We start from the raw sequence: 26,351 nt of genomic DNA, 5'->3' as shown, positions 1-26,351 counted from the left end.
AATCAGGCTGCGGCCGCGGCCAGATGAGCGGCATCGTCAGCCGCCGCATCGGGCATCATCGGCATATGCATGTGCTGCACTGCAACCCCACTGTTGAGCAGCGCATGCATCGCACCGGTATCTACGGGCGAGTGCTGAGCCGTTTCCGAAACGTTGTCAACAACATGGTTCACCAGTTCCGAGATGTCGTCCTGGCCGGTGACTTCCTGGATCGCGGTGCGAACCGCTTCCAATGCCCCGGTCCCCTTGGCATCGCCTTCCGGCTCTGCCGCAGGTGCGCCCAGGTCCAGCAGCGCCATCAGCACGTCGCCACCGACTTCGGGGCCAGACACCGGAGTCGCAGGTGGTGCAAAGTCCGCCGCCGCCTCGGATGACGTACCAAGATCCGCCCCGTCGTTTGCCGGGCCATGGCTGTCGAAGCCCAGCGACTGCGACTCTGCCGGGGCATGGTCTGACAAGTGCGAAGCCGAGGCCGGCGCCGGGAGGCCACTGCTGTCATGGGCAGGTTCCATGGGCGAGGCATGCGACAGATCGATGTCGACCGGTGTGATCGCGTTCACAGCCGTGGCGAAATCGATGTCCGTTGGCACGAAATTAACCATAGGGCCTTCAGCAAAATCAGGCGTATGATCGATTGCAGCTGACACCAGCATGCCGGGTACCATCGATGCGATGAGCGCCATCTCGGTCTGGCGGTTTTCGTTTGCGGCTGAAGCCGTCAGGAACGCGGTGTCCGTGACAAGTCCGTCGCCAGCAGTGCCGAACACGTAGACATCGTTGTCGGCGGTAAGGCCGCTTTCGCTGTCAGCGTCATATTCAAGCGCGATCTCGGTGATGCCGAACGTGCTGAGCGATTGAATTTCATCACCATCAATGACGGCGTTCCCGTCGTCGACCCATACTTCAAATCCGAGCAGTTCTGTGCCGCTCAGAAAGCCGTCATGATCGAGATCGAAGTCCGCAGCCAGAGCCTGCAAGTCGGTCATGCCATCATGTCCGAAGACGATCTGCGTGCCGTTGTAGATCAGGATCCCGTCGGTCCCGTCGCCGCTGATCCAGGCGGTGGCTACCGTGCCCTGGCCGTAGCCATAGTCGTACGTGATCCCCTCATCGAGACCGACGAATGAGACGCCGTTTCCGTCGAGATCGAGGATGATCGGCAAAGCTCCGGCCGAGATGGTCGTGTTAGCGCCAATCGTGTCGGTATATACCGCGACCTGAAGCGGATTGCCGGTGAGCGTCATGACGACTTGATAATCATCGGCTCCGCCATCGGCATCGACCAGAAGCGAACCGTCCAGCGTCAGGAAGACGTAACCACCTGTCACCAGATTGGTGCCGGGGGCAACGTTGAGCAGGTTGCTGAGATCAATCACGTCGCCACCAGCAAAGCTGTAATCGGTGATCGTGTCGATCTGACCATCGGTGAGTGCGGAACCATCGGCAACAAAGGTGTCTGCACCTGTACCGCCCGTCAGCTCGTCGACGCCGGTGCCGCCAGCAAGGACATCATCGCCGCTTCCACCGACAAGTAGGTCGTTGCCTGCATTGCCGTACAAGTAGTCGTTGCCGCCAGCGCCTTGCAGTGCATCGTTTCCGGCATTGCCAGCAAGGACGTTGACGTCATCATCGCCGATCAGGTTCACGTTGTTGCCCGCATCGCCGACCATATGAGTCCCGATGGTCGGGGTGATCGTCGCCTCGACCGAACCTTCAACTGCGTCACCATCGCCGTCATAGGCCGTGATGTCGTAGTTGACGTCGATCGGCTGGATCACCGCATCACCGTCGATGGAGAACAGCCCAAGGTCGAAGTCAGGAGCATTCGATGCGTCCGACTTGATGAAGATGGTGTCGAAGGCGCTATCGCTGCTTACCGAGAACAGGTCGCCCGCATGCAGGTTGTCGATCGTTACGCCGACACCGCCTCCGTAACTGAAACCGACAACGTACGGAGATGTAGCAATATTGCCGACGACCCCGTCGACCAAGTAGGTTCCATCTTCGTAGTATGCATAGACTTTACCGGTTGATCCCGATGTCACCGTGACGACGTTGATATTGGAATAACTTTCGTCTCCCTCAAGCGTAAAGCCGAGGATATTGTTGTCGTTTGAATTAGCGACGAGAACATTGACTTGAACGCCGCCGCTGGCCTGAGGGCCGGTAATTTGCGCGATATACTGCTCGTAATAGTACGTTTCGCGATGCTCTGCGTAGTCGAAATTGGTCGGTGCAGGTTCCGTCGTCAGATCGTTCACCAGATCGACGCGCAATTCCTGACCGGCGCGGATCGACTGCTGACCGGTGCCGATCGAAGTCGCACGCGTATTGACCGTGATAGGAGTTCCGGCACCGTTCTGCGCAGACAGGATAACGTCGAAAGGTACGTCGTCCGACGGAGGAGAGTCGGCACCGACAAGATAGATGGAAGTGTTGCCGGCCTTGGTGCTGGAAAGATCCTGAATTCCGGTTTTCGAACCGTTATTGATTTCTTCGTTGACGTCGAACGTCCAGGTGCCGTCGGAGTTGAGCGTAACGGTGTACGCCACCGTACCGCCGCCGTTCATCTCCGTCGATGCGACGAGCGTGCTAGTACCGTCTCCGTAAATATACAGCGGTTCTCCATCGACGGTCAGCTGCGTCCCGAAACTGTCGGTGGCGAACGAGTTGTCCACGATATTGAATACGGCATAACCGAAGGCATCGGCACCCATGTGCAGGTTCAGGTCGCCCGAAACCGGCGCCTGATCTCCGTTATAGGACGCAACGCTATCAGCGGTGAAGGCGCGCGGGCCGTCATCGTAGAACGTGACCGCGCCGCCGACCTGGACGCTACCGCTGTCGGTATCGCCGTCGTTGTCGGTGATCGTGACCGTGGCGTTGATCAGGCCGGCCAGGTCCAGCGTGTCGTTGTCGTCGGTCGGATCGGCATGTTCGAGCGCCGCGTACTGCGTGACGGTGAGCGTGCCGTCGGCGTTGATCTCGACCGTGAAGGCCGTGTCCGCGCCGCCGTTGTAGGTGCCGGTGATGACCGAGGCGCTGGTCTGTTCCAGCGTGATCGGCAGATCGCCGTCCGACGTCATCAGCGAGGTCGAGCCGTCGCCGACGATGGTGATGGTATAGACCGGATCGCCTGCCGCATCGTCCGCACCGAAGGCAAGCGTTGCCGAGATGATCGAGGTTGCGCTGGTCGCGCTGATCGGGCCGGAGACGAAGGCTTCGCCCGCATCGGTCTCGTCAACCGAGACCGAGCTGCCGAGAGCCACGTTCGTGACCGCCGGGCCGTCATCCTTGAATGTTACGCGCCCACCAAGATCCAGGCTAAGCGACACAGGGTCATTGTCGAAGTCGGTTGCGGTGACCGTGACGAACAACACGCCATCGGCAAGACTGGCAGGCTCGTCATTCGAGGTGGTGTCATCGTGGACGATGGCGCGCTGCTGGTCGAGCTTGACAACGCCGCTGTCGTCGATCGACACCGTGAAAGAAACGTCACCGTCAGACCCGCCGACGCGCCCTTCGATGACACCATCCTCGGTTTTGTAGAGCAGGATTGCCGACCCGGTCGCAGAATCCACCAAACCGCTGTCGGCTCCCGCAGCGGACAGCGTCAGCGCCCATTCGGTATTGCCGGGAAGGTCAGCACCGTAGCTGATTTCGAACGCGCCTGAGAAATCGACTGTATCGTCGGTATCGAGATCGGTTTCATCGACCAAAAGCGAGCCGTCGAAATCCGGTACGGGATCGACGACCGGCGTATCGTCGTCGAAATTGATAGTGAAGGTCGCAGTCGCGAAATCACCGTCCTCGTCGGTGACCGTGTAGCCGATGGTCACGTAGACGTTGTTTTCGTTGACGTCGGCAGGGTGAAAGACCACGCCAACCTGCTCGATCACGTACGACCCATCGGGCTGCAGCGTGATGATGACGACAGTGTTGCCGTTCTGCTGGACGAGCAGCTGGCCGCCTTCGTTTTCGACGATCTGCCAATCCTGACCGTCATCCGGGAACGTGTTGTTGCCGTTGAACGTGAACGTCAGTTCGCCGTCGCCGCCCGAACCGTCAAGCTGACCGGTCAGGTTCTGTGGGGCCGGATCATCGTCACCGATGCCGCCAGGGTTGCCCATGAACTCGTCATCGTCGACCAGCACTTCCGGGTTGTTGGCCGTGATCGCGGTCGGGATGCGGTTGAGATAGTAGTATACTTCCTCGTCCTGCTGTTCCGGGAATTGCAGTTCGGTGTAGGGGAGGAGGTCGCCAAGGCCGTAGGCAGGCTGGATCGGGTTCACCGGATCGGCGAAGTTGCCGCCGGAGCTGCCGTTCTGTCCGGCCGCCGGTTCGGGTTGGTCCGCGTTCAGCAGGGCCGCAAGGTTCATCGGCGGAACGGTTACGCCGTCGATCACGATCTCCGGCATGTATAGCGCGCCGTTGATCACGATCATCTGGGTGCCGTCGGGCAGGGTGATGATCAGGTTGTCGCCCTGAACGTCGATATCGTCCAGCGATACGCCGGCGGGAAGGACCAGAACATTCTCGCGCGTCGGGTCGGCGATGACCCGCTTCACGTTGCTTGTTCCGTTGAAGATCGGAGTCGCCTCGGCGAGGTTGGAAGTCTCGTTCTCGCCGTTCGAACCGTTCGACTGGAAGTCCATTTGCGCTGCCCCATAGTTTGGCCGCACGGTGAAGCGCGACCGGATCTTCGTTCCCGACCGCCCGGTGATCCCGGGCAACGACTGGCTGGAATGACGCGAAGAAGCGTGCGGGGTGTCCCTCAGGACGAACTGAACTTCCGGAGAACCTCTCTCGGTAGCTTCGCCCCCAGCTGTGCTACTTCGTTAAGTCTATAAACAAGCCCTAATCTGGTCAGTACCTTAAGACATTAAGATGCAATCGTTAAAGCGAATGATTCAAGTAGGCCTTCAAGGCTGACCCATAATGGGAAATCGGGTATGTCGAATGCTGTGATGTTCGTTACACTACACTGAATTAAAACGATAAAAATATGCCGCCAAACTTTTCGTTGTGGTGGCGGGAACCGAATCCATAAGTAACAAATATGGTTAACGATCGCGCCGATTACGAGAGAGCCGGGCGCGACTCGGATATCTCTGAAAAGCGTTGCGTCTCAGCAGCTAGGGGGCTTTACGGATGCCGCGTGGCCATCCCGCAAAAATGCTGGCGACCGGGCGCAGGTGCGCGCGATTGCTGCCCCTGCGCCCGCATACTCGAACCTTGTTCAGGCGTCGCTCTCAGCCAGTTCGCTGCTTGACTTTTTCACACCCAGCAGGTCGAGCAAGGCCTTGCTGAATGCCGGAATGTCATCGGGATTGCGGCTGGTCACAAGATTGCCGTCGATCGCGGCTTCCCGGTCCACGACATTGCCGCCAGCGTTCGTCAGGTCGGTGCGAATCGATGGCCATCCGGTTACCGTTCTGCCTTCGATCAATCCCGCTTCGGCCAGCAGCCACGGCGCGTGGCAGATTGCCGCGATCGGCTTGCCTGCCGCATCGAAATCCCGAACGATCTGGATAACTTTCCCGTTCATGCGCAAGATGTCCGGGTTCATCTGCCCGCCCGGCAGCAGCAGAGCGTCGTATTGCTCCACATCGACATCTTCGATCGACATGTCGACATCCACGCTCTCGCCCCAATCGGTGTGGTTCCATCCTTTGATCGAGCCGGTTTCGGGGCTAGCAAGCGTTGTTGATACGCCTGCGTTTTCGAGGTTCTCGCGCGGCTTCAGCAGTTCTGATTGCTCAAAGCCGTTGGTTGCGATGATGAGGACCTTGCTCGTCATGTCATTCTCCGGGTGTTCGTGTTGGTCTGTTAACCCTGAGAATGCGCGGAAATAGGCCATCGTTCCGCCATCTGCGACGATCCGTAGCAAGGGTCCGGTCAGCCGGTCTGCTGCCGCTCCGGGCCATCGGCGGGCGTGGCGGGCGCCAATGGACGCATCTTCCGGAACAGCTTCCAGCCGCCCCATCCCACGATGCCCAGCGGGATCAACACTGTCAGCAGGATGATCGCCGCGGCCAGCATGCTGCCGAGGATGCCCGACACACTGGACAGCGCCTGCCGTACCGGACTTGAGAAGCTGCCGGTTTCGGGCATGCCGGATTCATAGCTGACATTGAGGCGACTGAAATCCACCCGTCCGCGCATTTCGGCAAGCCAGCTTTGCGCCTGGTCGATCTCCTCGTTCACGCGCGCGACGGCGCGTTCGGCCTCGACCAGTTCGGCAACTGTGCCGCGACGTGTCTGGAGCACTTCGAGCAGTCGATCGCGCAGGATCGTGCGCGCCTTGATGCGGGCTTCGGTATCGACGATCTGCTTGGACAGGTCTTCGCCACTGATCGCGCTGGAGATCTGCGTGCCGCCTTCCTTGCCGGCGAGCTGGCTGAGCTTTGCCCCGAACGCGCGCGCCTGCGGGGCGGCGACCGCCAGGGTCAGCGATCCCGAAGAGTATTCGCCCTCCATCCCGGCCTGGCGCATGTCGAGAATGCGGCAGGTGCGCGGCCCCTGTGCATCGCACAAGTCTGCGTGGGCAAGCTGAAGAGGAGCGATCTTCGCGGCCGGAAGGCGGAAGCCGAAACTGTAGACATAAGCGATCCGGGGCAGGGCAACGGCAATCTCGCCACCGGTATCGGCGCTTTCCGGCGCTTCGGCGGCGGCTTCCTCGGCCACATCGAGTGTGGCGATGCTTTCGCTAGCCTCGTAATTGCCGGAGGGCGCACTGTCGCACGCAGCGAGCGCGAGAGCCAGAAGGGGGAGTGCAAAAACAGTTTGCCGCATTGAGGCCTCCTTTGTGCCATAATTTAGCCTTATTCTGGCCTTGATCCCGATCGGGCACAAGCGGCAAAGTGGTGGAGGAATGGTGGATCAATCCAAACCCGCCGTTCCCGCCGCCTTGCAGCGCTGCTAGACGGGCAGGTCTGATGGCTGACGATCTGACCGACATGACCGAACCCGATCCCTTCGACAGGCTGATTGACGCACCGTTCGATGCGGCATTGTCGGAGCGGTATCTCGTCTACGCTTTATCAACGATTACAGCACGTTCCCTGCCGGACCTCAGGGATGGACTGAAGCCGGTTCACCGGCGTTTGCTCTGGGCGATGCGGATGCTGAAGCTCGATCCGCAGTCAGGTTTCAAGAAATCGGCCCGCGTTGTCGGCGACGTAATCGGCAAGTACCATCCACACGGCGATGCCTCCGTCTACGACGCGATGGTCCGCCTCGCGCAGGATTTCGCGCTGCGTTATCCGCTCGTCGAAGGGCAAGGGAACTTCGGCAATATCGATGGCGATAACGCCGCGGCCTACCGCTATACGGAGGCGCGCCTGACCCGCACGGCGATCCAGCTGATGCAGGGGCTGGACGAGGGCACGGTCGATTTCGTCCCGACCTACAACGGTGAGGAGGAGGAGCCGGAAATCTTCCCCGGCCTGTTCCCGAACCTGCTGGCCAATGGTGCCAGCGGCATCGCGGTGGGCATGGCGACATCGATCCCCAGCCATAACGCGGCGGAAATCATCGACGCGACGCTCAAGCTGATCGACAATCCGAAGACCGAACATGCGGAGCTGATGGAGGTGTTCCACGGCCCCGATTTCGCGACCGGCGGCCTGGTCGTCGACAGCCCTGAAATCATCAGCCACGCCTATGCGACCGGTCGCGGCTCTTTCCGCATGCGCGGGCGTTTCTACGCCGCTGAAGCCGACAAGCAGGAGGATCGCGACGCCGGGATCGAGCGGCTTGGCGGCGGACAGTGGCAGCTCGTCATTTCCGAGATCCCTTATCAGGTTCAGAAGGGCAAGCTGATCGAGCAGATCGCCGCGCTGATCGGCGATCGCAAGCTGCCGATCCTCGAAGACGTGCGCGACGAAAGCGACGAGCAGATCCGCATCGTGCTCGTGCCCAAGAGCCGCAATGTCGATCCCGAGCTTCTGAAGGAAAGCCTCTACAAGCTGACCGATCTGGAAAGCCGTTTCTCGCTCAACATGAACGTCCTCGACGTACAGGCGGGCGGGGGGCGCACGCCGGTGGTCATGGGGCTGGGCGAAGTGCTGCGGCACTGGATCGTCGCGCAGATCGAGATTCTCGTTCGCCGTGCGCGCTTCCGGCTGGACCAGATCGCCAAGCGGCTCGAACTGGTCGAAGGTTACATCATCGCCTTCCTGAATCTCGACCGCGTGATCGAGATCATCCGCAACGAGGACGAGCCCAAGCCGATCATGATGGCAGAGTTCGACCTTACCGACCGGCAGGCCGAGGCGATCCTCAACATGCGGCTGCGTTCCTTGCGCAAGCTTGAGGAAATGGCGCTGACGAAGGAGCGGGACGAGCTTCTGGCGGAGCGGGACGAACTGGACAAACTGGTCGAAAGCCCGGCACGCCAGCGTACGCGATTGAAGCGTGATCTCAATGCCTTGCGCAAGGAATATGCGGAAGACACTGAACTCGGTCGCCGCCGGACGACGATTGCCGAGGCGGAGCCGACCGTCGAGTTTTCGATGGACGCCATGATCGAAAAGGAGCCGGTGACGGTGATCCTGTCGCAGCGTGGCTGGGTTCGCGGCATGAAGGGGCATGTCGATCTTGGCGCGGACGGCATCGGCGGTGAATTCAAGTTCAAGGAAGGCGACGGACCGGCGTTTGCCGTACATGCGCAGACGACGGACAAGCTGCTGCTCGCCAGTGCGGACGGGCGGTTCTATACGCTGGGGTGCGACAAGTTGCCCGGCGGGCGCGGCTTCGGCGAACCGGTGCGTACCACTCTGGATATCGACCCCAATGCGCAGATCGTGGCCATGCTGGTGGCAAAGCCCAAGGGCCAGGTGCTGCTGGCGGGAAGCAACGGACGCGGATTTGCGGCCGGAATGGACGAACTGCTGGCCGAAACCCGCAAGGGCAGGGCTGTCGTCAACCTCAAGCCGGGGGTCACGTTGAAGGTCGTGCGTGAAATTCCGGCCGATCACGATCACGTTGCTGTCGTCGGCGACAATCGCAAGCTGGTCATGTTCAGCCTTGAGGAACTGCCGGTGATGACGCGCGGACAGGGCGTGCAGCTGCAACGCTATCGCGACGGCGGGCTTTCCGACGCGACGACACTGAAGCTGGAGGAAGGCCTGTCGTGGAAGATGGGCGGCGACAGCGGCCGTACTAGGACCGAGAGTGACATGTGGCAGTGGCGCGTGGCGCGCGGCGCGGCAGGGCGCCTGCCGCCGCAGGGTTTTCCGCGCGACAACCGGTTCGGGTGATGGGCGACGAACGCGGCCCCTGGCTTCCCGTTCTGGACTACTGGTTTCGTGAGAAGACACCGGACCAGTGGTTCGAAGGCGGGGAAGCGGTGGACCGTGAAGTTCGCGTACGGTTCTCCGCCCAGGTTTCGAAGGCGCTTGCCGGAACGCTCGACGAATGGGCTGCGACACCTCGCGGTCGGCTCGCGCTGATCGTCCTGATCGACCAGTTCACCCGCAACATCTTTCGCGATGATCCGCGTGCCTACTCCGGCGACGCCAAGGCGCAGGCGATGGTTCTGGACGGGCTTGAAAAGGGCATGGACAAGGCGCTGACACTTTCGGAGCGGCAGTTCTTCTATCTGCCGCTGATGCATGCCGAAGATGCAGCCTTGCAGGACATCAGCGTCACCTGTTTCGAGAAGCTGGCCGCCGATGCCGATTACGTGCTGGATTTTGCGCGTGGCCATCGCAATGTCGTCGCCCGCTTCGGCCACTTTCCCATGCGAAACAAGGCGCTTGGTCGTGCAACGGGAGAGGCGGAACAAGCCTATCTCGACGCCGGCGGTGGCTATCCGGTCGATGGTGAACGGCTGGGCTGAGCGTAGATCCGGCGACGCGGTTGGCATCTAGCCGAATAACATCGCAGGCAGGCGATTGTGGCGATTTTCTGAGGTTTCCCGTTTATCGCGCCATGATCGCAAGGGGATCAGCGGCCTTCGGGTCGGGTAGCCCGGAAAAATCCAGCGGTCCGGGACTGTTCGTCACGGACCGCCAGACAGATAGCTTGGAAGCGTCCGATTACTCGGCAGCAGCTTCGGTAGCTTCAGCAGCCGGAGCTTCAGCAGCGTCGGTAGCTTCAGCAGCCGGAGCTTCGACAGCGTCGGTTGCTTCGACGACGGGCTCTTCAACGACGGGAGCTTCGACAGCTGCGGTTTCTTCAGCAGCCGGTTCAGCAGCTTCCTGCGAGCAAGCAGCGAGAGCGAGAGCCGAAAGAGCGACGGTGAAAGCGATCTTCTTCATAAAACGATTCCCTGGTGCCGCAGACTCACAATCGAGCCGGGCACCGGCTATTTAGCGATGCTGCATTGCGGTGTCCATATTCTCGCCACATTTTCGACAAACAATTTTTCCGATCAATCGCAATTGCGGCACATGCATTGCCCGCGCAAGTTGCCAAGTCCCTGATCTCGCTTCAGGATCGGGGAACCCGGTCACATAGAGCAGGGACGAGGATTGCCGATGTTGGGCCTGATGCAGGACTGGCCGTTGACGGTCGACAGGATAATCGAACGCGCCGCCCGCTTCGCAGAGGATAGCGAGGTTGTTTCGCGGCGGTGCGATGGAACACTTGCCCGTACGACATATGCCGCGCTGCATGACCGGGCGCGGCAGGTTTCGGCTGCATTGCGGGCGATGGGTATCGGCAATGGCGACCGGGTTGCCACCTTGTCGATGAATAGCGCGGAACATCTTGAGGCATGGTATGGCACGATGGGCATCGGGGCCGTACTCCATACGCTCAATCCGCGCCTCCATCCCGACCAGATCGCATGGATCGCAAACCATGCGTCGGATCGCGTCCTGATCCTCGACGCGCCGTTCGTACCGATAGTGCAGCAGGTTCACGATCGCATGCCGGTCGAGCACTATATCGTGATCAGCGACGACGGTATCGTGCCCGATAACAGTTTCGGCGCGATCGCATATGAAGACTGGATCGCTGGGCGGGGCACAGACGCGGCGTGGGGCGGGTTTGACGAGAATACGGCCTGCGGGCTGTGCTATACCTCCGGCACGACGGGTAATCCCAAGGGCGTGCTCTATTCCCACCGGTCCAACGTGCTCCATGCGATGATGGCGGTGACGAAGGATGCTCTGGGCGTCGGTTATCAGGACACGGTCATGCCGGTCGTGCCTATGTTCCACGCCAATGCCTGGGCACTGGCCTTTGCCGCGCCCATGATGGGCGCGCGGATGGTCTTGCCCGGCTTCGGGCTGGATGGCGCATCGCTCTATGCCTTGTTCGACGGCGAACGTGTGACGATCAGTGCGGCGGTCCCCACGCTCTGGCTCGGCCTCATGGATTACCTGAAGGCCGGAAACCTCAAGCTGCCACATTTGCAATTCGTCGCCATCGGCGGCGCGGCGCTGCCGGAACGTGTGCTGCGCGCGTTCGAGACGGAGTATGACGTCAGGATCGGCCATGCATGGGGCATGACGGAAATGTCGCCGATCGGCACGGTTTGCCGTGTGCCGCGCGAACTGGCCGATGGGCCGTTCGACGATCAATTGCCACACAAGCTTCGGCAGGGCGTTCCGCCGTTCAGTGTCGAGATCCGGACAGTGGACGACAAAGGCGACGAACAGGTATGGGGCGAGGGGAAATCAGGCCATCTGCAGGTTCGCGGTGTGGCCGTTTCGAAAGGCTATTTCGGCGGCGAGGGAGGCGACATCCTCGACAGTGAAGGCTGGTTCGATACCGGCGATCTTGCCGAGATAGACAAGCACGGATCGGTCAAGCTGACCGACCGGGCAAAGGACGTGATCAAGTCGGGCGGCGAATGGATCAGTTCCATCGACCTTGAAAATGCCCTGCTGTCGCATCCCGATGTCGCCAACGCCGCGGCGATCGCGATGCCGGACCCGAAATGGGGCGAGCGGCCGATGATGATCGTGCAGGCCGAACCGGGCGCTTCGCCCGATGCAGACGGATTGCGGGCGTTTCTGGATGGCCGGATCGCCAAGTGGTGGATGCCCGACGAATTCGTGTTCGTCGATGCGATACCGCTTGGCGCGACGGGTAAGGTCAACAAGCGGGCGCTGCGCGAACTTTACGTCACGCAGGCGCCCGCCAGCAACTGATCGCGCCGATCAGCGCGCGCGAACAGCGTTCTTGTGTGCGCCGACGCCGTTCGCACCCTTGGGGCGGAAACGGCGCTTGCGACCCATATCGTCGCGCGGTTCGCCATCGCCGCGGTTTTCGCGTTCCTTGCGCGCCTTGCGCTGGTCGAAGTTGCGGCTGTCGCCGCCAGACCTCTGGCCGCGCGGTTTGCGGGGCCCGCGTTCGCTGCGATCGCCATATTCGGCGCCGGCAGGCTTGCGGCTGGGCTTGGGCAGGTTTTCGGCACGCTTCTGGAAATTTTCCACCAGCGGCATTTGCGTGAGGCGAACGCCGGTCAGCTTCTCGATATCCTTGATATAGGGCTTTTCGTCCGGCGCGATGTAGCTGATTGCAACGCCGTCCGCGCCCGCGCGCGCCGTGCGGCCGATGCGGTGGACGTACTGTTCGGCAACGTTCGGGATTTCGAAATTGAAGACGTGGGACACGCCGGTCACGTCGATCCCGCGCGCCGCGATGTCCGTGGCTACAAGAACGGGGACGCTTCCTGCACGGAACCCGTCAAGCGCGCGGGTGCGCTGGGCCTGCGACTTGTCGCCGTGGATGGCGGCGGCGTTGATGCCGGCTGCGACAAGATGGCGCACGACGCGGTCCGCGCCATGCTTGGTGCGGGTGAAGACCAGCGTCTTCTCGATCTCTCCGCTGGCAAGGCCTGCCTGCAGCGAGAGGGTGAGAAGCGCCTGCTTTTCCGCCTGGTTCACGAACGTGCCATATTGTTCGACGCGTTCGGCCGTTGTCGACTGCGGCGCGACTTCGACCTTCACCGGATCGTTGATGAAGCGGCGCGACAGGTCTGCGATGTCCTTGGGCATCGTCGCGCTGAAGAACAGCGACTGGCGATCCTGCGGCAGCATGTTGGCGATACGGGTCAGCGGCTTGATGAAGCCCAGGTCCATCATCTGGTCCGCTTCGTCCAGCACGAAAATCTCGACATGGCGCAGGGTGAGCGCACGCTGGTCGATGAGGTCCAGCAGGCGGCCCGGCGTTGCCACAAGCACGTCGGTGCCGGGGACGAGGCGGCGGGCCTGCTTGCCGACGGGAACGCCGCCGAACACGCAATCGACATTGATCGGCAGATGCTTGGCATAGCGGCGCATGTTGTCCGCGATCTGCGCAGCCAGTTCGCGGGTCGGCGACAGCACCAGCATCCGGCACGAAGCGGGATTGGGCTTGTATCCGGCCTCTGCAAGGCGGTGCAGTGAGGGGAGGGAGAAGGCGGCGGTCTTGCCGGTGCCGGTCTGCGCGATGCCGAGCAGGTCGCGCCCGTCCATGAGGGACGGGATCGACTGGCGCTGGATCGGGGTGGGTTCGGCATAACCCTTCGCATTGAGTGCACGAAGGATGGGCTCGGCAAGGCCGAGGCTTTCGAAATAGGACATGGATATACTTTCAAAAACGCAATGCGGCGCATCGGACTACAAAGTCCGGGCGCGGGGTCGAACGGGCGACCCATGCGTGAAAAGGGAAGCTTGACTAGCTGGTGACCGTTGATCTGCCGCGGGCCTTCCCGTTTTTTCGGTACGGGCGCTCACGCTTGCGGCGGATGACCCATCGGGCCGTCACTGCCGCGCCATGTAGTTGCTGCGCCTGCGAAATGCAATCAACTAATTGCCCGTGGTACGCGCGGCTGGTGGGGAACGAGGATCAGGGTGCCGTCCTCCACGCTCCATTTCTCCAGCTTCGAGAGGAAATTCATCCCCAGTACGTTCATTCCGTTCATCGTCGGCGCGATGACTGCGCGCAAGTCGCGCGCCGCGATCGTGCCGGTTTCCAGCGTGTCGATGCTGGTCAGCTGCGCGGGCGCGGATCCGTTGGCGGTTTCGAGCCTGACCGTGCCCAGTACCTCGTTCGCCTCGATCCCGGCGGCCTGCGCGGTTTCCGGCGATATCGCGGTCAGGCTCGCGCCCGTATCGACGAGGAAGCGGGTGGGGTGGCCATTCACTTCGGCCTCGATCCAGTAATGCCCGTCGCGTGCCAGCGGGATGTGCGTTTCCTCCCCGTCCACGATCTGTTCGGGCACACCCAGTTGGGGCAGGGCGAGATCGGGATTGAGGCGGACAAGGTCTATCACCGTCAGCACCAGCACGGCGACAAGGCCGAAGCTGCCGAGGCCGCGTAACATGCCGCCGACTGCGGGCACGCTGTTGCGCATCGCTCCGCCCACCATGGCGAAGCACAGCGCGACCAGTGCGAGCAGCAACAGCGGATGCGCGGCAAAAACATCGCCGTAGGGCAGGGATTGCAGGACTTCGCCGAGGTCAGCCATGAAGCGGTTCTACCAGTCCGTCCCTTTCGGCAGGATGACCGGCGGCGAACCCGTTCATGCCAGCGCCGCGACTTCTTCGGCAAGAATGGCGCGGGTGCGGGCCTCTTCAGGAAAACCTTCCGCGATCCAGCGGTTCTCGATTACGCGCAGGACTTTCGCCACGTCCGGCCCTGCGCCAACGCCTGCCGCGACGATATCGCCGCCCTTCACCGGAAGGGCGGGCACTTCCCACCCCTTCAGCAGATCGACAGGCGATCCGCCGATCAGCAGCCTGTCGCGCGCTACCTCCATGCCAAGGCGATAGGCAAGCGCGCGCGGATCGGCGCCGTCGCCATCCTTGCGTTCGGCAATGCGCGCGATGCGTTTCTTCTGTGCGTTGGAAAGCCGCAGGCGGGCCGCAACCTGGTCCGTCACGGCAGGATCGGGCGGCAGCAGCGCGGCAAGGCGGCGCACGGCATCGGGTGCAACGCCCGCCTCGCGCTCCGCAGTGACGAGCAGGGCAAGCCGGTTCACCTGCACCCCGCCGGTTTCGGGCAGCACGACTGCCAGCACGCCAATATCCGCCATGCGGGCCACCGTGGGCGAGGGATCGGGCAGGGCCAGCAGGTTCTGCAGTTCCCAGCCGACACGTTCGCGCGACAGTCCCTTCAATGTCGCGGCCAGTTCGCGGCAGGCGGCCAATGCCTCTTCGTCGGCCGGTTCGGAACCGAAGCGGGCGTGAAACCGGAAGTAGCGCAGGATGCGCAAGTGATCCTCGCGGATGCGCTGGCGGGCATCGCCGATGAAGCGGACGCGGCGCTGCGCCAGATCGTCCAGCCCGCCGAAATAGTCGGAAATCTCGAACGTTTCGGGATGCGCGTAGAGCGCGTTGATCGTGAAATCGCGCCGCGCGGCATCCTCTTCCCATGCCGTGGCAAAGGCGACCGTCGCACGCCGCCCGTCGGTTTCCACGTCGTGCCGCAGGGTCGTGACTTCGACCGGTCCGCTGTCCAGCACGGCGGTTACCGTTCCATGCTCCAGCCCCGTCGGCACGGTGCGGATGCCGGCTTCTTTCAGCAACACGCAGACCCTGTCGGGGTGATGGCGCGTGGCAAGATCCACGTCGTTCGCCTCGTGCCCCATCAGCGCATCGCGGACGCAGCCGCCGACGTAACGGCACTCGTCCGCGCCCAGCGCCGCGATCAGCACCGGCAGATCGGGGCGGTGTGTCCATTTCGCATTGGATACCGGCTTCAAGAAACATGCTCCTGCCAGCGCAGCCGGCGTGAAAGGTTGGCAAGCATCCCGGCGGTTGCACCCCAGATGCGGTGTCCTTCCCAGTGAAATTCGATAAAACTGCGCATCCTGCCGCGCCAGAACAGTTCGCGCTGTTCATGGTTTGCCGGATCCAAAGCGTATCGCAGCGGCACTTCGAACCATTCGTCGACTTCCGCCGGATTGGCACGCAGCGGCAGGTCGGGCGGAACGGTGGCGAGGACTGGCGTGATGGCATAGCCGGTGCCGGTGCGATAACCGTCGGTCTCTCCGATCACGTGGACCTTGGACAGGGGTAGGGCGATCTCCTCGTGCGCTTCGCGCAGGGCTGCCTGAATGGGGGTTTCACCAGGATCGATCGCGCCGCCGGGAAAGGCGACCTGCCCGCCATGGGTACGCATCTTCGCGGGCCGTTCGATCAGCAGGACGCCGGGGCCGCCACGGTCGTCGTCGGCCCGCTCTGTCACCGCGATCAGCACGGCGGCGGGGCGCACCGCCTTGCCGGAAAGGTTCGGTTCGATGCGCAGATCGGTCAGCTTGCGATCGTGCCCTGCGCGGTGGAGTTCGGTAAGGTGATGCCGGATGCTGCTCACGCACCCTCCGTCACAAGCGGAAAGGTTTCGCCGCGGCTGAAAACGCACGGCGGATCGGTATCCGTCGCCAGCGCCACTTCGGCCAGTTGCAGCCATGTCGACCTGTCGAGCCGCGCTTCCAGCCCTTCGCGCACGGTGACATAGGCGGCGGGTTCGTCAGCAGATCCGCGCACGATCAGCGGATGGCCGGCATCGGCGGTGACGAATTCGTCGGTGTTGAGGCGAAAGCTGAGGACCTGTTCGCCATGTTCGCGGTCGGTTCGCAAATCGGTGGCGATGAAGGGCGCATCCTCCACCTCGATCGACAGTTTCTGATAGGGCACGACGAGCCAGAACCCGTCATCTTCGCGCCGCAGCAGGCCGGAAAAGGCGCGGATCATCGCGGGGCGGGTGATTTCGCTGCCTTCGTGGAACCAGCGCCCGTCGCGCGCGATGCGCATGTGGCTGTCGCCGGTTTCCTGCGGATCCCATTGCGCAACGGGCGGCAGCTTGCGCGCCTCTACCGCCTGCGCGATTTCGGCAAGGCTCATTCCGGCAAGATCGGGAGGAATATCGTATGGCATCGCTGGCATAACGCGATGCCAGAACCTTTTATCCCCGCCAAGGGCCAAGCATGCCGGACTGTGGAAGTACGGCCGGATTGGCACACCGAACCAGCAGGCGCGACGGGTCCCAAGGGCCGGGTACCTGCCAGCCGCCGGTTGCCTCTGCGGCAAAGCCGAAGAACCGGCCGTAGTAATCCGCATCGCCAATCAGCACTTGCGGCAAGGGATTCGCCGATGCGTCGATGGCGGAGAGCGAGGCGAGCGTCAGCGCCTTGCCATAACCTTCGTTCTGCAGTTCCGGCATGACCGCGACCGGGCCGACCATGATCATCGGGTGGGCGCGGCCTTCATCGTCCGTCAGCGCAACCGGCCAGCACTGGATCGTGCCGGCAAGATATTCGTCATCGTCCAGCGCGGCATAGGAAAGGCCGGACAGCCAGTCCGTCCCTTCGCGCACCTTGTATGCGGTGCGCTTGTGGCGCTCCGGCTCGAACGCGGTGTCCAGCAGGGCTTCGATCAATGCGGGATCGACCTGGTCGAGGGGAATGATAGTGGCCATGGGGAGTGCGCGGACGAGCGTCCTTCATCGGTACGAAACGGCGCGCCGATAGGGGGATGCGGACCCGCTGTCGAGCCATTTCGCCCCTAGCGGCGGGGCGAAAGCCGCCAAAGCGTCGCATCCGGCCCGTCTTCCGCGACCCAGAGGGAGCCGTCGGGCGCTTCGGCCATGGCACGCAAGCGGTTGTCGAAGCTGTAGCGGTCGACCTCGCGGCCCTTGCCCTGCGCATCGATTTCCACCGCGACCAGCGTCCGCGATGCCAGACCGGTCGCCAGCGCCTTGTCGGCCAGGTTCGAAAACAGGTCCGCTTTCAGGAAGAGCAGGTCGCCCGGCGCGATCACCGGATTCCAGCTGATTGCAGGAGGTGCGAATTCCGGACGAGTGGAATGGTTCGGAATGTCCGATCCGTTGTAGTTCACGCCGTTCGATACGACCGGCCAGCCATAATTGCTGCCCGCTACGATCCGGTTCAGCTCGTCCCCGCCACGCGGACCGTGTTCCAGCCCCCAGAGCTGGCCTTTCCGGTCGAAGTCGAGGCCGAGCACGTTGCGGTGCCCCATCGTCCACACTTCGGGCCGCGCCACATTTTCGTCCGCCAGCGGGTTGCCGGCGGCAGGTGTCCCGTCGAGGTTAAGGCGCACGATCTTGCCAAGATCGCTCTGCGGGTCTTGCGCCGGCGTGCCTTTCTGCCTGTCTCCGGAGGATACGAAGAGATATTGGCCGTCCGGTGAAATGGCCAGCCGGTGCGAATAGTGCCCGCGCCCCGAAACCTTCGGTTCCTGTCGCCAGATCACCGTAAGGCCACGGATGTCGCAGGTCGTATCCTTGCAAGCGAGCGTTCCACGCCCGACCACGGCACCGCGTGTATCGCCGCGACCTGCTTCGGCCCACGACAAATAGATGGTGCGCGTGGCAAGGTCTCCATCGGCTTCGGCCGGAAGGAAGGCGATATCGCCAAGCCCGCCCTGTCCGCCATAATCGACCTTTGGCGCACCACCGACCGAAATCGCCTTGCCGGTTGCGGTATCGAGGCCGCTGACCGCGCCGTTCTTGCGCGTGATCATCAGCACGTCCGTGCCGGGAACGAACGCCATGGCCCATGGTTCGTCGTACTTGCCCTTCGCCTCCATGACGAAAGCCGTTGCGGCATCGGTTTCGGTCATCGGGACCGCGTTTTCGACAGCCTGTCCACTCCCGCCGGCGGAAGAAGGGACGCCGCAGCTTGCCAAGATCAGGGTGGCAGGCAAAATGACCGGTGTAATGGAAAGTCCGAACCGCATGCATTCCTCCGACAGCGCGCACGGCCCAAACGGCTGCAACCTAACCGCGTTCCACGCATGAGCACGGCGTTGATCGCTGGCGTTGACGAAGCAGGGCGCGGGCCGCTTGCCGGGCCGGTCGTGGCCGCAGCGGTCGTGCTGTGCAAGCCGCGTCCCACCGGACTTGGCGATTCCAAGGTGATTGCCAAGGCAAAGCGTGCCGAACTGGAGGAAGTGATCCTGCGTCGCTGCCAATGGGGCATCGGGGTCGTCGATGTCGCCGATATCGACAGGCTCAACATATTCGGCGCGACGATGTTGGCCATGACGCTGGCGGTCGAGGCGCTTTGCGCGAAGCTGGCCTGCGATCCTGACGAGGTCTTGATCGACGGCAACCTGACGCCGCAAGGCAGGCGGGCGGAGTGGCGCTGGAACGCGCGGGCCATCGTGAAGGGGGACGCGAAAGAACCTTGCATCTCTGCCGCATCGATCCTTGCGAAAGAGCATCGGGACCGGCTGATGCGCGAAGCGGCGCGCGAACATCCGCACTATGGCTGGGAACGGAACGCGGGTTACGGCACTTCGGAACATATGGAGGCGCTGCGCACCCATGGCCGGACACCGCTGCACCGGCGCAGCTTCGCCCCTGTGGCGCAGCTTGAAATGCCGCTCTGACACCAGACCTGAGGAAACCCGATGCCCGGATTCACCGCTGCCGACGTTCCCGACCTTTCCGGCAAGACATTCGTCGTCACCGGCGCCAACACCGGCCTTGGCTTCGAAGCGAGCCGCGTTCTGGCGGCAAAGGGCGGCGAAGTCGTGTTCGCCTGCCGTAACGAAGACCGCGCCCGACAGGCCATGGCAAAGATCAGCGCCGAAACGCCGCACGCGAAGCTTGATTTCGTGGAGCTGGACCAGGCCGACCTCGAAAGCGTGAAGCGCGCCGCCGATGTCCTGTCGGGGCGAGAGCGGATCGACGTGCTGGTCAATAACGCGGGCGTGATGATGCCGCCGCTCACCCGCACGGCGCAGGGGTTCGAATTGCAGTTCGGGGTCAACCACCTCGGCACTTTCGCGCTGACTTCGCTGCTGTTGCCCAAGATCGCGGAAAACGGGGGCGGGCGGGTCGTCGTGACTGCCAGCCTTGCCCATCGCAGTGGAGAGGCGATGTGGTCCGATCCGAAGGCGGAGGAAGGCTACAGCCGGATCCAGCGCTATTACGACAGCAAGCTGGCCAATACCCTGTTCTTCGTGGAGCTTGACCGCCGCCTTCGCGCGCAAGGCTCGCCCGTTTCCGCCATCGGCTGTCACCCGGGCATCGCCTCCACCGAACTGGCGCGCAATTACGGGGTCGCCCGTGTCCTGATGCCGATCGTGGGCAAAGTGCTCAACACGGCGGAGCAGGGGGCCTGGCCGACGCTGCAGGCAGCCACCGATCCGGCGGCAACGGGGGGCGACTATTTCGGCCCGCGCGGCCTTCGCGAAATGAGCGGGACGTCGGGACCTGCCTTCCTCACGCGGCTGGCGCGCGATCCCGGCGCGGCACAATGGTTGTGGACGCGTTCCGTCGCGCTGACCGGCATTGATCCCGGATTGGCGCCGGTCGATTGACGGCGGCGCGGGCGAAATAAATCCCGATGCGAGTCTTCGGAGTCACACTCCCAACATCTTGAGTCCATAAAACCTGTTCAGACTCAACATGCTGTGCATGACTGTTGCCACTTGGACTCACGCCCACCCCGAACCGATTCGCCAAATCGCGATGCGGGCTTGACCGCGAGTCCGCGAAGACTCACCATGGGTTTTCCACAGGGGGTCCACAATGGCGACAGTACTTCTCAACAAGCCCGAAGCGGCAATCGCGCCCGCAGCAAAGGTGCGCGCGAAACTGCCGCTGGGGCAGATCCTCGATGGTGACTGCATCGCGGCCATGCGGACGATTCCGTCAAAATCGATCGACATGATCTTTGCCGATCCGCCCTATAACCTGCAACTGGGCGGCGACCTGTCGCGCCCCGATGGCAGCGCCGTGGATGCGGTGACGGACGATTGGGACAAGTTCGACAGCTTTGCCGCCTACGACGCTTTCACCAAGGGCTGGCTGGCAGAGGCGCGCCGCATCCTGAAGCCCAACGGATCGATCTGGGTGATCGGCAGCTATCACAACATCTTCCGCGTCGGCACGGCAATGCAGGACGCGGGGTTCTGGGTGCTGAACGATGTCATCTGGCGCAAGTTGAACCCGATGCCCAACTTCAAGGGCACCCGCTTTACCAACGCGCACGAAACATTGATCTGGGCGAGCATGGGGGAGAAGGCGAAATACACCTTCAACTACCGCGCGATGAAGACGCTGAACGATGAACTGCAGATGCGTTCGGACTGGGTTCTGCCGATCTGTTCGGGGCAGGAACGGTTGAAGAAGGGCGGGACGAAGGTTCACCCGACGCAGAAGCCGGAAAGCCTGCTTTACCGCGTGATGCTGGCGACGACGAACCCGGGCGATGTCGTGCTGGACCCGTTCTTCGGCACCGGCACTACCGGCGCTGTCGCCAAGCGGCTTGGCCGCGAATGGATCGGCTGCGAGCGTGAGGGCACTTATCGCGAAGCTGCGCTGGAACGGATCGAGATGGCCCTGCCGCTCGACGAATCCGCGCTGAAGACCATGCAGTCGAAGAAACAAGCCCCGCGCGTCGCCTTCGGCGCGCTGGTCGAGAACGGCTATGTGCCCGCCGGCACCATGCTTTTCGACAAGAAGCGGCGGTACTCTGCCGAAGTTCGGGCCGACGGTTCGCTCGTATCGGGCAAGGAGGCTGGTTCCATCCACGGTGTCGGGGCGGCTTTGCAAGGCGCGCCGTCGTGCAACGGGTGGACGTTCTGGCACATGGAAGCGGCAGGCGGGTTGCAGCCGATCGACGCGCAGCGCCAGCTCTACCTGCTCGCGACCGAGGATTAGGCGCCGCTTCTTCATTGGCCTGAAGGATTTGCGCCGTTAAGGCGGGCCCATGCCGAAGCTTTATATCCAGCCGCTGACATTCGCCCCCTCTCCGCAAGCCGTGGAAGGGGCCGATGAAATGCCCGGCGCGATCCGGCTGGCGGGCACCATGTGCTACGCCCGCGATTTCGCGCTGATCGTCCGTTCCAATGCCGGGCACCTGCAAAGCCGGCAGGTCGTTGCCGCGCCCGATGTGGCCGCGGCGCTGGCCGGCCTGCCCGATCCCCTGATTGAGGAGGGGGAGAGGCAGTGGTCGAACCTGCGTATGGCGCACCCGCCTCTAGACCTGCAATTCGGTGACGGTACGGGCCGCACGATCCGGTTGGATCAGCCGCAGGTCATGGGCATCCTGAACGTCACGCCGGACAGCTTCTCCGATGGCGGCAGCTTCGACGACGATGTGGACACGGCGGTTAGTCGCGGTGTCGACATGCTGGAGGCGGGTGCCGCGATCATCGACGTGGGCGGCGAATCGACGCGGCCCGGCGCATCGACGATCTGGGAAGGCGACGAGATTCGCCGCGTGATCCCGACTGTGGAGCGCCTGGCCAATGGCGGGGCGGCGGTGTCCATCGACACGCGCAAGGCGGCGGTGATGGAAGCGGCGCTGGAATCGGGTGCGCGGATCATCAACGACGTATCGGGCCTGCAATACGATCCGCGCAGCGCCGATGTGGCGGCGGATTCGGGTTGTCCGGTGATCATCATGCACACGCCCGGCAAGGGCGATGACCTGCACGCCGGGGCGAAGTACCAGAACGTCGTGTTGGACGTGTTCGACGTGCTGCGCGAACGCCGCGACTTCGCGTTGAAGGCTGGGGTGAAGCGCGACAACATAATCCTCGACCCCGGCATCGGTTTCGGCAAGTCGGTGACGGAGAATCTGGCGCTGATCAACGCGTTGCCGCTGTTCCATGCGCTGGGCCAGCCGCTGCTGCTGGGCGTCAGCCGCAAGCGTTTCATCGGCGCACTTTCGAACGAGGCGCCGGCGGAAAGGCGGCTGGGCGGTTCGCTGGCCGTTGCGACAATGGCGGCGGACATGGGCGTGCAGATCCTGCGCGTTCACGATGCGGCAGAAACGGTGCAGGCGATGCATGTCTGGCGCGGTCTGCGCGATGGCGCTCTGACGGATTTCTCCCAGCTCGCGCAATGACTTCGGCAGATGCCGTAACCACGATTGCTGCATGGGCGCAGGCACGCTCGCTCGATTTCCGGCATGACGCGGCAACCGGCCATGGCGCGGTGTTCAGCCGGTGCGGGCGCTATCGTTACCTGTTGTGGCGCGATGCCGGGGCAGGGCGGGAGATGATGGCGATCGCCATGCTGAACCCGTCGAAGGCGGACCACATGGCCAACGATCCCACCATCGCGCGATGCCATTCACGGGCGAGGGCGGCGGGTGCGTCGCTGCTGGTGTGGAACCTGTTCGCCCTTCGCGAAACGGATCCTGCGCGTTTGAAGCGGCGGCGCGGGCCGGTGGGGCGGCACAACGACGATGCCATCAGGCTTGCGCTGGAACTTGCCGAAACAACGATCCTCGCGTGGGGTGTACATGGTGCCCATCGCGCGCGAGACCGTGACGTTGCGGCGCTATGCGCAGGCCGGCAGATGCTTTGTTATGGAATGACAAAGGCAGGGCAGCCGCGCCATCCGCTTTATCTTCGGTCCGATATCGGGGCAGAGCCTTACAACGAATAACCGCCGTCGCTGCGCAATACGGCACCGGTCATGTTCGCCGACAGGTCGGACAGCAGGAAGCCGATCTGGCCCGCGATTTCGTCTGCCGTGGCATAACGGCCCAGCGGGGTCGCCATGCGGCCCAGTTCGGCAATCGCCGCTTCGCGCGATCCGGCCTTCGCGACCATGTCGGTGAAGAACGGCACATCGTCCCAGATCGGCGTATCGACGCCGCCGGGCGCGATGGCGTTTACGCGGATGCCATGTTCGGCCCCCTCGCGCGCGGCGACCTTGGCCAGTTGCACGACCGCGGCTTTCGACGCGGCATAAGCGGAAGTGCCCGGTTCCGCCTTGAACGCGGAGGCAGAGGCGGTCACGACCACGCTCCCGCCCCGACCTCGCATCGCGCGAAGGGAATGACGCAGGCCGAGAAACACCCCGTCGAGGTTGACCGCCATCAGCTTGCGCCAACGGGCAAGGTCGCCATCGACGATGGCAAAGCCGTCGCTGACGCCGGCATTGAGCAACGCGCAGTCGATGGAGCCGCTGTCGCGCAGCCCGATGGACCACAGCGCCGAATCCGCAACGTCGCCGCCCACGCGCAGCACATCGCAGCCAAGCGCAAGCGCATCGAGGCCGGGCCGGTCCATGTCGACGAGGATCAGCCTGCCGATACCGTGCGCATCCAGCCACTGTGCAGTCGCCGCGCCGATGCCGGATGCGGCACCGGTGATGAGGGCGGTCTTGCCGGTAAAGTCGAAGTCGGTTGTCATGCCCCGGCGGTAGCGAGACGGAAGACGGCGATCAATCCTCCATCAGGTGCCTCGAACCACCTCTGCGATGATCGGCTCGCTATCGAGCCAATCGTCGATCAGCTGCTTCTCCAGTTCTGCCATGTTTTCGCGCAGGAGGGTGATGCGCTTCAGCTTGTTCTGCGGATGGGCGAGCAGCCGCGCGGCCAGCTTGGCCGATTCGAGGTCGACGGCTGGAAGGGGCTTGTAGTTGCTAGTGTTAATCTGTTCGAACCCGAACTGCATGCGCTTCACTTCCAGTCGCCAGACAAGGAGATTGCCGCGATAGAGTGATAAGCAGCCAAACCCGTCTAGTTGGTCGCAACTGATATCAAGGTGAAGCGCAAATGCCTCACTAGAGATGCGGAAAGGAGCGCGCTCGATGGTCCCATCACGGAATGGTTCATTCGACGCTAACTCAATTTTGGTGACGGCTTCGCATTCGTCACGAAACGGGCCGTTGTGAAATAAGGCTTTAGCCGCGTTTCTTATTCTTATCTTATGCCGATTGAGCGCGAACATTTCGGATTTCAATTTTTGAGCAAGGCAGCGCGCACGTTGTCTCCTGTGTTGACGTGCCGGATCGGGCGTCTGTTTCGCATGATGGGCAAGCGCCATCAGCAGCAGCCCGCCAACCGCCGCAGCTTTCAGCGGTTCGCGCTCTATCGCGTTGGTCACGCGGTCGAGGAAATCCTCGAACGGGGGCGTTTCGTCGGCCAAGCCGCAATCAGGCCGCGTTATCGATGCCGAGGTCGCCGAGCTTGCGGTAAAGCGTGGAGCGCCCGATACCGAGCCTTCGCGCGACTTCGCTCATCCGTCCGCGATAGTGGCCGATGGCAAGGCGGATGACGTCGGCCTCTATCTCTTCCAGCGTGCGCAAGTGCCCGTCCGCGCCGAACAGCGTGATGCCGCCGCCGTGAACCGCCTGCGCGACGGAGGGGATCGAATCGCCGACAAGGTCGAACAACTGCGGGAAATCCTGCACCGTCAGCGCGTCGCGGTCGCAAAAGACCACGGCGCGGAACAGCACGGCCTGCAACTGGCGCAAGTTGCCCGGCCATTCGTAGCCTTCCAGCAAGGCGAGCGCATCGTCGGTCACGCCAAGCCGCCGTAAACCAGGTTGCTCGCCGATGAGAGCGAGGAAATGGCGCGCCAGCGGCGCGATGTCGCCGTGCCGGGCGCGAAGCGGCGGCAGGTGCAGGGTGCAGCCGGACATCGCCTGCGCAAGCGCGGGGTCCAGCACGCCATGCTCGACAAGCAATCCATGCTCCTCGCCCGCAGTCGCGATGATCCGCACGTCGAGCCGGAAGCTGTGCGTTGCGCCCATCGGGCGCGCCTCTCCGGTTTCGATGGTGCGGGCCAGCCGGTTCTGAAGCGCGGGAGGAAGCCGTTCGATATCGTCGATCAGCAAGGTTCCGCCATCGGCATCCTGCAGGCATCCGACGCGCCGGTCGAAGGCGCCGGGAAACGCGCCCTTCTCATGGCCGTAGATCGCCGATTCGAGGTTGCCCGCCGACATTCCCGCCGTGTGCAGCACCACGAACGGCGCTTTCGATCGCGGGCTGGCCGAACGCATCGCACGGGCCAGCAATTCCTTGCCCGTGCCCGGTTCGCCGGTGATCAGCACAGGGGCGTGGCCGCGCGCGCCCTTTGCGGCGCGGGCCATGGCGTCACGGAAATTGGGTGCCGATCCGATCATCATGTCGAAATCGAGCGGTGCCTCGATCTTCTCTGTCAGCGGGGCAAGCTCGTCATGATTGCCGTCGGCGCCTACCGAACTTTCCAGCGCATAGAGCATCCGCTCTGCCGCGATGGGTTTCATCAAGTAGTCGGTCGCGCCCGCGCGCATTGCTTCCACCGCCAGCAGCGGCGATGCCGAATGGGTCAGGAACAGGATCGGCAAGCCGGGTGCCTGCGCGCGAATGTCGCCGATCAGCTGGCAGCTGTCTTCACGTGCGACCAGGCTGTCGAGCAGCAGCGCCTGCGGCTTCTCGCTGTCGCGTGCATGCAGGTAGGCCAGCGCCGCGATTCCATCGGAAACGGTGTGCGTGCGCCATCCCGCGCGCGCCGCGATGGAGGCGGTTACGCGAATCTGGGCAGAGTCGCGATCAACCAGCAACAGCAGACGTGGATCGTCTTCGCCCATGAAGGCTCCCTCAAACCGCCGCGCCCGTCGCGGGCGGCACACTTGCAATTTCAATAAACGGCTATCGTAAATAATGCCTTTATATCGGCAACGTGAATGCCGGATGTGCGGGTAATCACAGC

At 62.9% G+C, this 26,351-nt stretch carries 22 protein-coding genes; 8 read left to right on the top strand and 14 right to left on the bottom strand.

Going from position 1 to position 26,351, the window contains the following annotated elements:
* Window positions 1-2: 2 nt before the first annotated feature.
* The 3 genes from A7A77_RS00815 to A7A77_RS00805 all read right to left on the bottom strand — a co-directional run bounded on the left by A7A77_RS00815 (window position 3) and on the right by A7A77_RS00805 (window position 6,795).
* Window positions 3-4,655, bottom strand: coding sequence for a DUF5801 repeats-in-toxin domain-containing protein (locus A7A77_RS00815; RefSeq protein WP_066552230.1), 4,653 nt, complete (start codon window positions 4,653-4,655; stop codon window positions 3-5).
* Between the two features lie 584 nt (window positions 4,656-5,239).
* Window positions 5,240-5,800: a type 1 glutamine amidotransferase domain-containing protein gene (locus A7A77_RS00810; protein ID WP_066552228.1), complete on the bottom strand. Its 561-nt coding sequence runs from the start codon at window positions 5,798-5,800 to the stop codon at window positions 5,240-5,242.
* A gap of 98 nt (window positions 5,801-5,898) precedes the next feature.
* Entirely contained in the window at window positions 5,899-6,795 is an 897-nt protein-coding gene (locus A7A77_RS00805; protein ID WP_066552226.1) for a DUF4349 domain-containing protein, read from the bottom strand.
* A gap of 143 nt (window positions 6,796-6,938) precedes the next feature.
* Here A7A77_RS00805 and parC point away from each other — a divergent pair, with 143 nt between their 5' ends.
* Together parC and A7A77_RS00795 are read left to right on the top strand one after the other, a co-directional pair.
* A complete protein-coding gene (gene parC / locus A7A77_RS00800) occupies window positions 6,939-9,263 on the top strand; it encodes a DNA topoisomerase IV subunit A (RefSeq protein ID WP_066552225.1) in 2,325 nt (774 codons plus the stop codon).
* A complete protein-coding gene (locus tag A7A77_RS00795) occupies window positions 9,263-9,844 on the top strand; it encodes a DUF924 family protein (protein WP_066552224.1) in 582 nt (193 codons plus the stop codon). Before parC ends, A7A77_RS00795 begins: the two co-directional genes overlap by 1 nt.
* Window positions 9,845-10,043: 199 nt before the next feature.
* On the opposite strand, the gene A7A77_RS00790 is transcribed toward A7A77_RS00795, so the two are convergent.
* Window positions 10,044-10,265 (bottom strand): hypothetical protein, encoded by a 222-nt coding sequence (locus A7A77_RS00790; protein ID WP_066552223.1) that lies wholly within the window; start codon window positions 10,263-10,265, stop codon window positions 10,044-10,046.
* Window positions 10,266-10,484: 219 nt separating this feature from the next.
* On the opposite strand from A7A77_RS00790, the gene A7A77_RS00785 reads away from it, so the two are divergent.
* Window positions 10,485-12,107: a long-chain-fatty-acid--CoA ligase gene (locus tag A7A77_RS00785; RefSeq protein ID WP_066552222.1), complete on the top strand. Its 1,623-nt coding sequence runs from the start codon at window positions 10,485-10,487 to the stop codon at window positions 12,105-12,107.
* A 9-nt stretch (window positions 12,108-12,116) separates the two neighbouring features.
* On the opposite strand, the gene A7A77_RS00780 is transcribed toward A7A77_RS00785, so the two are convergent.
* The 7 genes from A7A77_RS00780 to A7A77_RS00750 all read right to left on the bottom strand — a co-directional run bounded on the left by A7A77_RS00780 (window position 12,117) and on the right by A7A77_RS00750 (window position 18,524).
* Window positions 12,117-13,523: a DEAD/DEAH box helicase gene (locus A7A77_RS00780; protein ID WP_066552220.1), complete on the bottom strand. Its 1,407-nt coding sequence runs from the start codon at window positions 13,521-13,523 to the stop codon at window positions 12,117-12,119.
* Between the two features lie 221 nt (window positions 13,524-13,744).
* Window positions 13,745-14,410 (bottom strand): retropepsin-like aspartic protease family protein, encoded by a 666-nt coding sequence (locus A7A77_RS00775; protein ID WP_066552218.1) that lies wholly within the window; start codon window positions 14,408-14,410, stop codon window positions 13,745-13,747.
* 54 nt (window positions 14,411-14,464) lie between these two features.
* Window positions 14,465-15,646: a CCA tRNA nucleotidyltransferase gene (locus A7A77_RS00770; protein WP_066552216.1), complete on the bottom strand. Its 1,182-nt coding sequence runs from the start codon at window positions 15,644-15,646 to the stop codon at window positions 14,465-14,467.
* The gene (locus A7A77_RS00765; RefSeq protein ID WP_066552214.1) at window positions 15,643-16,257 is read right to left on the bottom strand and encodes a CoA pyrophosphatase; all 615 of its coding nucleotides are present in this window, start codon (window positions 16,255-16,257) and stop codon (window positions 15,643-15,645) included. The genes A7A77_RS00770 and A7A77_RS00765 overlap by 4 nt, the downstream gene beginning before the upstream one ends.
* A complete protein-coding gene (locus tag A7A77_RS00760) occupies window positions 16,254-16,820 on the bottom strand; it encodes a DUF1285 domain-containing protein (protein ID WP_066552212.1) in 567 nt (188 codons plus the stop codon). The genes A7A77_RS00765 and A7A77_RS00760 overlap by 4 nt, the downstream gene beginning before the upstream one ends.
* Window positions 16,821-16,848: 28 nt before the next feature.
* The gene (locus tag A7A77_RS00755) at window positions 16,849-17,361 is read right to left on the bottom strand and encodes a GNAT family N-acetyltransferase (protein ID WP_066552210.1); all 513 of its coding nucleotides are present in this window, start codon (window positions 17,359-17,361) and stop codon (window positions 16,849-16,851) included.
* 86 nt (window positions 17,362-17,447) lie between these two features.
* The gene (locus A7A77_RS00750) at window positions 17,448-18,524 is read right to left on the bottom strand and encodes a PQQ-dependent sugar dehydrogenase (RefSeq protein ID WP_245638337.1); all 1,077 of its coding nucleotides are present in this window, start codon (window positions 18,522-18,524) and stop codon (window positions 17,448-17,450) included.
* A 174-nt stretch (window positions 18,525-18,698) separates the two neighbouring features.
* Between A7A77_RS00750 and A7A77_RS00745 the strand changes: the two genes are divergently transcribed.
* From A7A77_RS00745 to A7A77_RS00725, 5 genes are all read left to right on the top strand, one after another.
* A complete protein-coding gene (locus A7A77_RS00745; RefSeq protein ID WP_066552202.1) occupies window positions 18,699-19,295 on the top strand; it encodes a ribonuclease HII in 597 nt (198 codons plus the stop codon).
* A gap of 21 nt (window positions 19,296-19,316) precedes the next feature.
* Window positions 19,317-20,231 carry an oxidoreductase gene (locus A7A77_RS00740; protein WP_066552199.1) on the top strand — a complete coding sequence of 305 codons (915 nt, stop codon included), beginning with the start codon at window positions 19,317-19,319 and terminating at the stop codon, window positions 20,229-20,231.
* A 211-nt stretch (window positions 20,232-20,442) separates the two neighbouring features.
* Entirely contained in the window at window positions 20,443-21,576 is a 1,134-nt protein-coding gene (locus tag A7A77_RS00735; protein ID WP_066552194.1) for a site-specific DNA-methyltransferase, read from the top strand.
* A gap of 49 nt (window positions 21,577-21,625) precedes the next feature.
* A complete protein-coding gene (gene folP, locus A7A77_RS00730) occupies window positions 21,626-22,768 on the top strand; it encodes a dihydropteroate synthase (protein WP_066552193.1) in 1,143 nt (380 codons plus the stop codon).
* Window positions 22,765-23,313: a DUF1643 domain-containing protein gene (locus tag A7A77_RS00725; protein WP_082835798.1), complete on the top strand. Its 549-nt coding sequence runs from the start codon at window positions 22,765-22,767 to the stop codon at window positions 23,311-23,313. Before folP ends, A7A77_RS00725 begins: the two co-directional genes overlap by 4 nt.
* Here A7A77_RS00725 and A7A77_RS00720 read toward each other — a convergent pair.
* The 3 genes from A7A77_RS00720 to A7A77_RS00710 are packed head-to-tail and all read right to left on the bottom strand — an operon-like array spanning window position 23,301 to window position 26,229.
* The gene (locus A7A77_RS00720; protein ID WP_066552192.1) at window positions 23,301-24,065 is read right to left on the bottom strand and encodes an SDR family NAD(P)-dependent oxidoreductase; all 765 of its coding nucleotides are present in this window, start codon (window positions 24,063-24,065) and stop codon (window positions 23,301-23,303) included. The two genes, A7A77_RS00725 and A7A77_RS00720, sit on opposite strands and share 13 nt — an antisense overlap.
* A 42-nt stretch (window positions 24,066-24,107) precedes the next feature.
* Window positions 24,108-24,803 carry a hypothetical protein gene (locus A7A77_RS00715; protein WP_066552191.1) on the bottom strand — a complete coding sequence of 232 codons (696 nt, stop codon included), beginning with the start codon at window positions 24,801-24,803 and terminating at the stop codon, window positions 24,108-24,110.
* Between the two features lie 7 nt (window positions 24,804-24,810).
* Window positions 24,811-26,229: a sigma-54-dependent transcriptional regulator gene (locus tag A7A77_RS00710; protein ID WP_066552189.1), complete on the bottom strand. Its 1,419-nt coding sequence runs from the start codon at window positions 26,227-26,229 to the stop codon at window positions 24,811-24,813.
* Window positions 26,230-26,351 lie beyond the last annotated feature (122 nt).

The organism is Croceicoccus bisphenolivorans (assembly GCF_001634625.1).
Lineage (GTDB): Bacteria > Pseudomonadota > Alphaproteobacteria > Sphingomonadales > Sphingomonadaceae > Croceicoccus > Croceicoccus bisphenolivorans.
This window is presented reverse-complemented; position numbering and strand designations above follow the sequence as displayed.

Bases quoted from the DNA above. Each gene is read 5' to 3' on its own strand.
- folP (WP_066552193.1), top strand. From the start codon at position 21,626: ATGCCGAAGCTTTATATCCAGCCGCTGACATTCGCCCCCTCTCCGCAA.
- A7A77_RS00750 (WP_245638337.1), bottom strand. From the start codon at position 18,524: ATGACCGAAACCGATGCCGCAACGGCTTTCGTCATGGAGGCGAAGGGC.
- A7A77_RS00775 (WP_066552218.1), bottom strand. From the start codon at position 14,410: ATGGCTGACCTCGGCGAAGTCCTGCAATCCCTGCCCTACGGCGATGTT.
- A7A77_RS00805 (WP_066552226.1), bottom strand. From the start codon at position 6,795: ATGCGGCAAACTGTTTTTGCACTCCCCCTTCTGGCTCTCGCGCTCGCT.
- A7A77_RS00745 (WP_066552202.1), top strand. From the start codon at position 18,699: ATGAGCACGGCGTTGATCGCTGGCGTTGACGAAGCAGGGCGCGGGCCG.
- A7A77_RS00815 (WP_066552230.1), bottom strand. From the start codon at position 4,655: ATGGACTTCCAGTCGAACGGTTCGAACGGCGAGAACGAGACTTCCAAC.
- A7A77_RS00780 (WP_066552220.1), bottom strand. From the start codon at position 13,523: ATGTCCTATTTCGAAAGCCTCGGCCTTGCCGAGCCCATCCTTCGTGCA.
- A7A77_RS00710 (WP_066552189.1), bottom strand. From the start codon at position 26,229: ATGGGCGAAGACGATCCACGTCTGCTGTTGCTGGTTGATCGCGACTCT.
- A7A77_RS00740 (WP_066552199.1), top strand. From the start codon at position 19,317: ATGCCCGGATTCACCGCTGCCGACGTTCCCGACCTTTCCGGCAAGACA.
- A7A77_RS00725 (WP_082835798.1), top strand. From the start codon at position 22,765: ATGACTTCGGCAGATGCCGTAACCACGATTGCTGCATGGGCGCAGGCA.
- A7A77_RS00795 (WP_066552224.1), top strand. From the start codon at position 9,263: ATGGGCGACGAACGCGGCCCCTGGCTTCCCGTTCTGGACTACTGGTTT.
- A7A77_RS00760 (WP_066552212.1), bottom strand. From the start codon at position 16,820: ATGCCATACGATATTCCTCCCGATCTTGCCGGAATGAGCCTTGCCGAA.
- A7A77_RS00810 (WP_066552228.1), bottom strand. From the start codon at position 5,800: ATGACGAGCAAGGTCCTCATCATCGCAACCAACGGCTTTGAGCAATCA.
- A7A77_RS00785 (WP_066552222.1), top strand. From the start codon at position 10,485: ATGTTGGGCCTGATGCAGGACTGGCCGTTGACGGTCGACAGGATAATC.
- parC (WP_066552225.1), top strand. From the start codon at position 6,939: ATGGCTGACGATCTGACCGACATGACCGAACCCGATCCCTTCGACAGG.
- A7A77_RS00720 (WP_066552192.1), bottom strand. From the start codon at position 24,065: ATGACAACCGACTTCGACTTTACCGGCAAGACCGCCCTCATCACCGGT.
- A7A77_RS00790 (WP_066552223.1), bottom strand. From the start codon at position 10,265: ATGAAGAAGATCGCTTTCACCGTCGCTCTTTCGGCTCTCGCTCTCGCT.
- A7A77_RS00755 (WP_066552210.1), bottom strand. From the start codon at position 17,361: ATGGCCACTATCATTCCCCTCGACCAGGTCGATCCCGCATTGATCGAA.
- A7A77_RS00735 (WP_066552194.1), top strand. From the start codon at position 20,443: ATGGCGACAGTACTTCTCAACAAGCCCGAAGCGGCAATCGCGCCCGCA.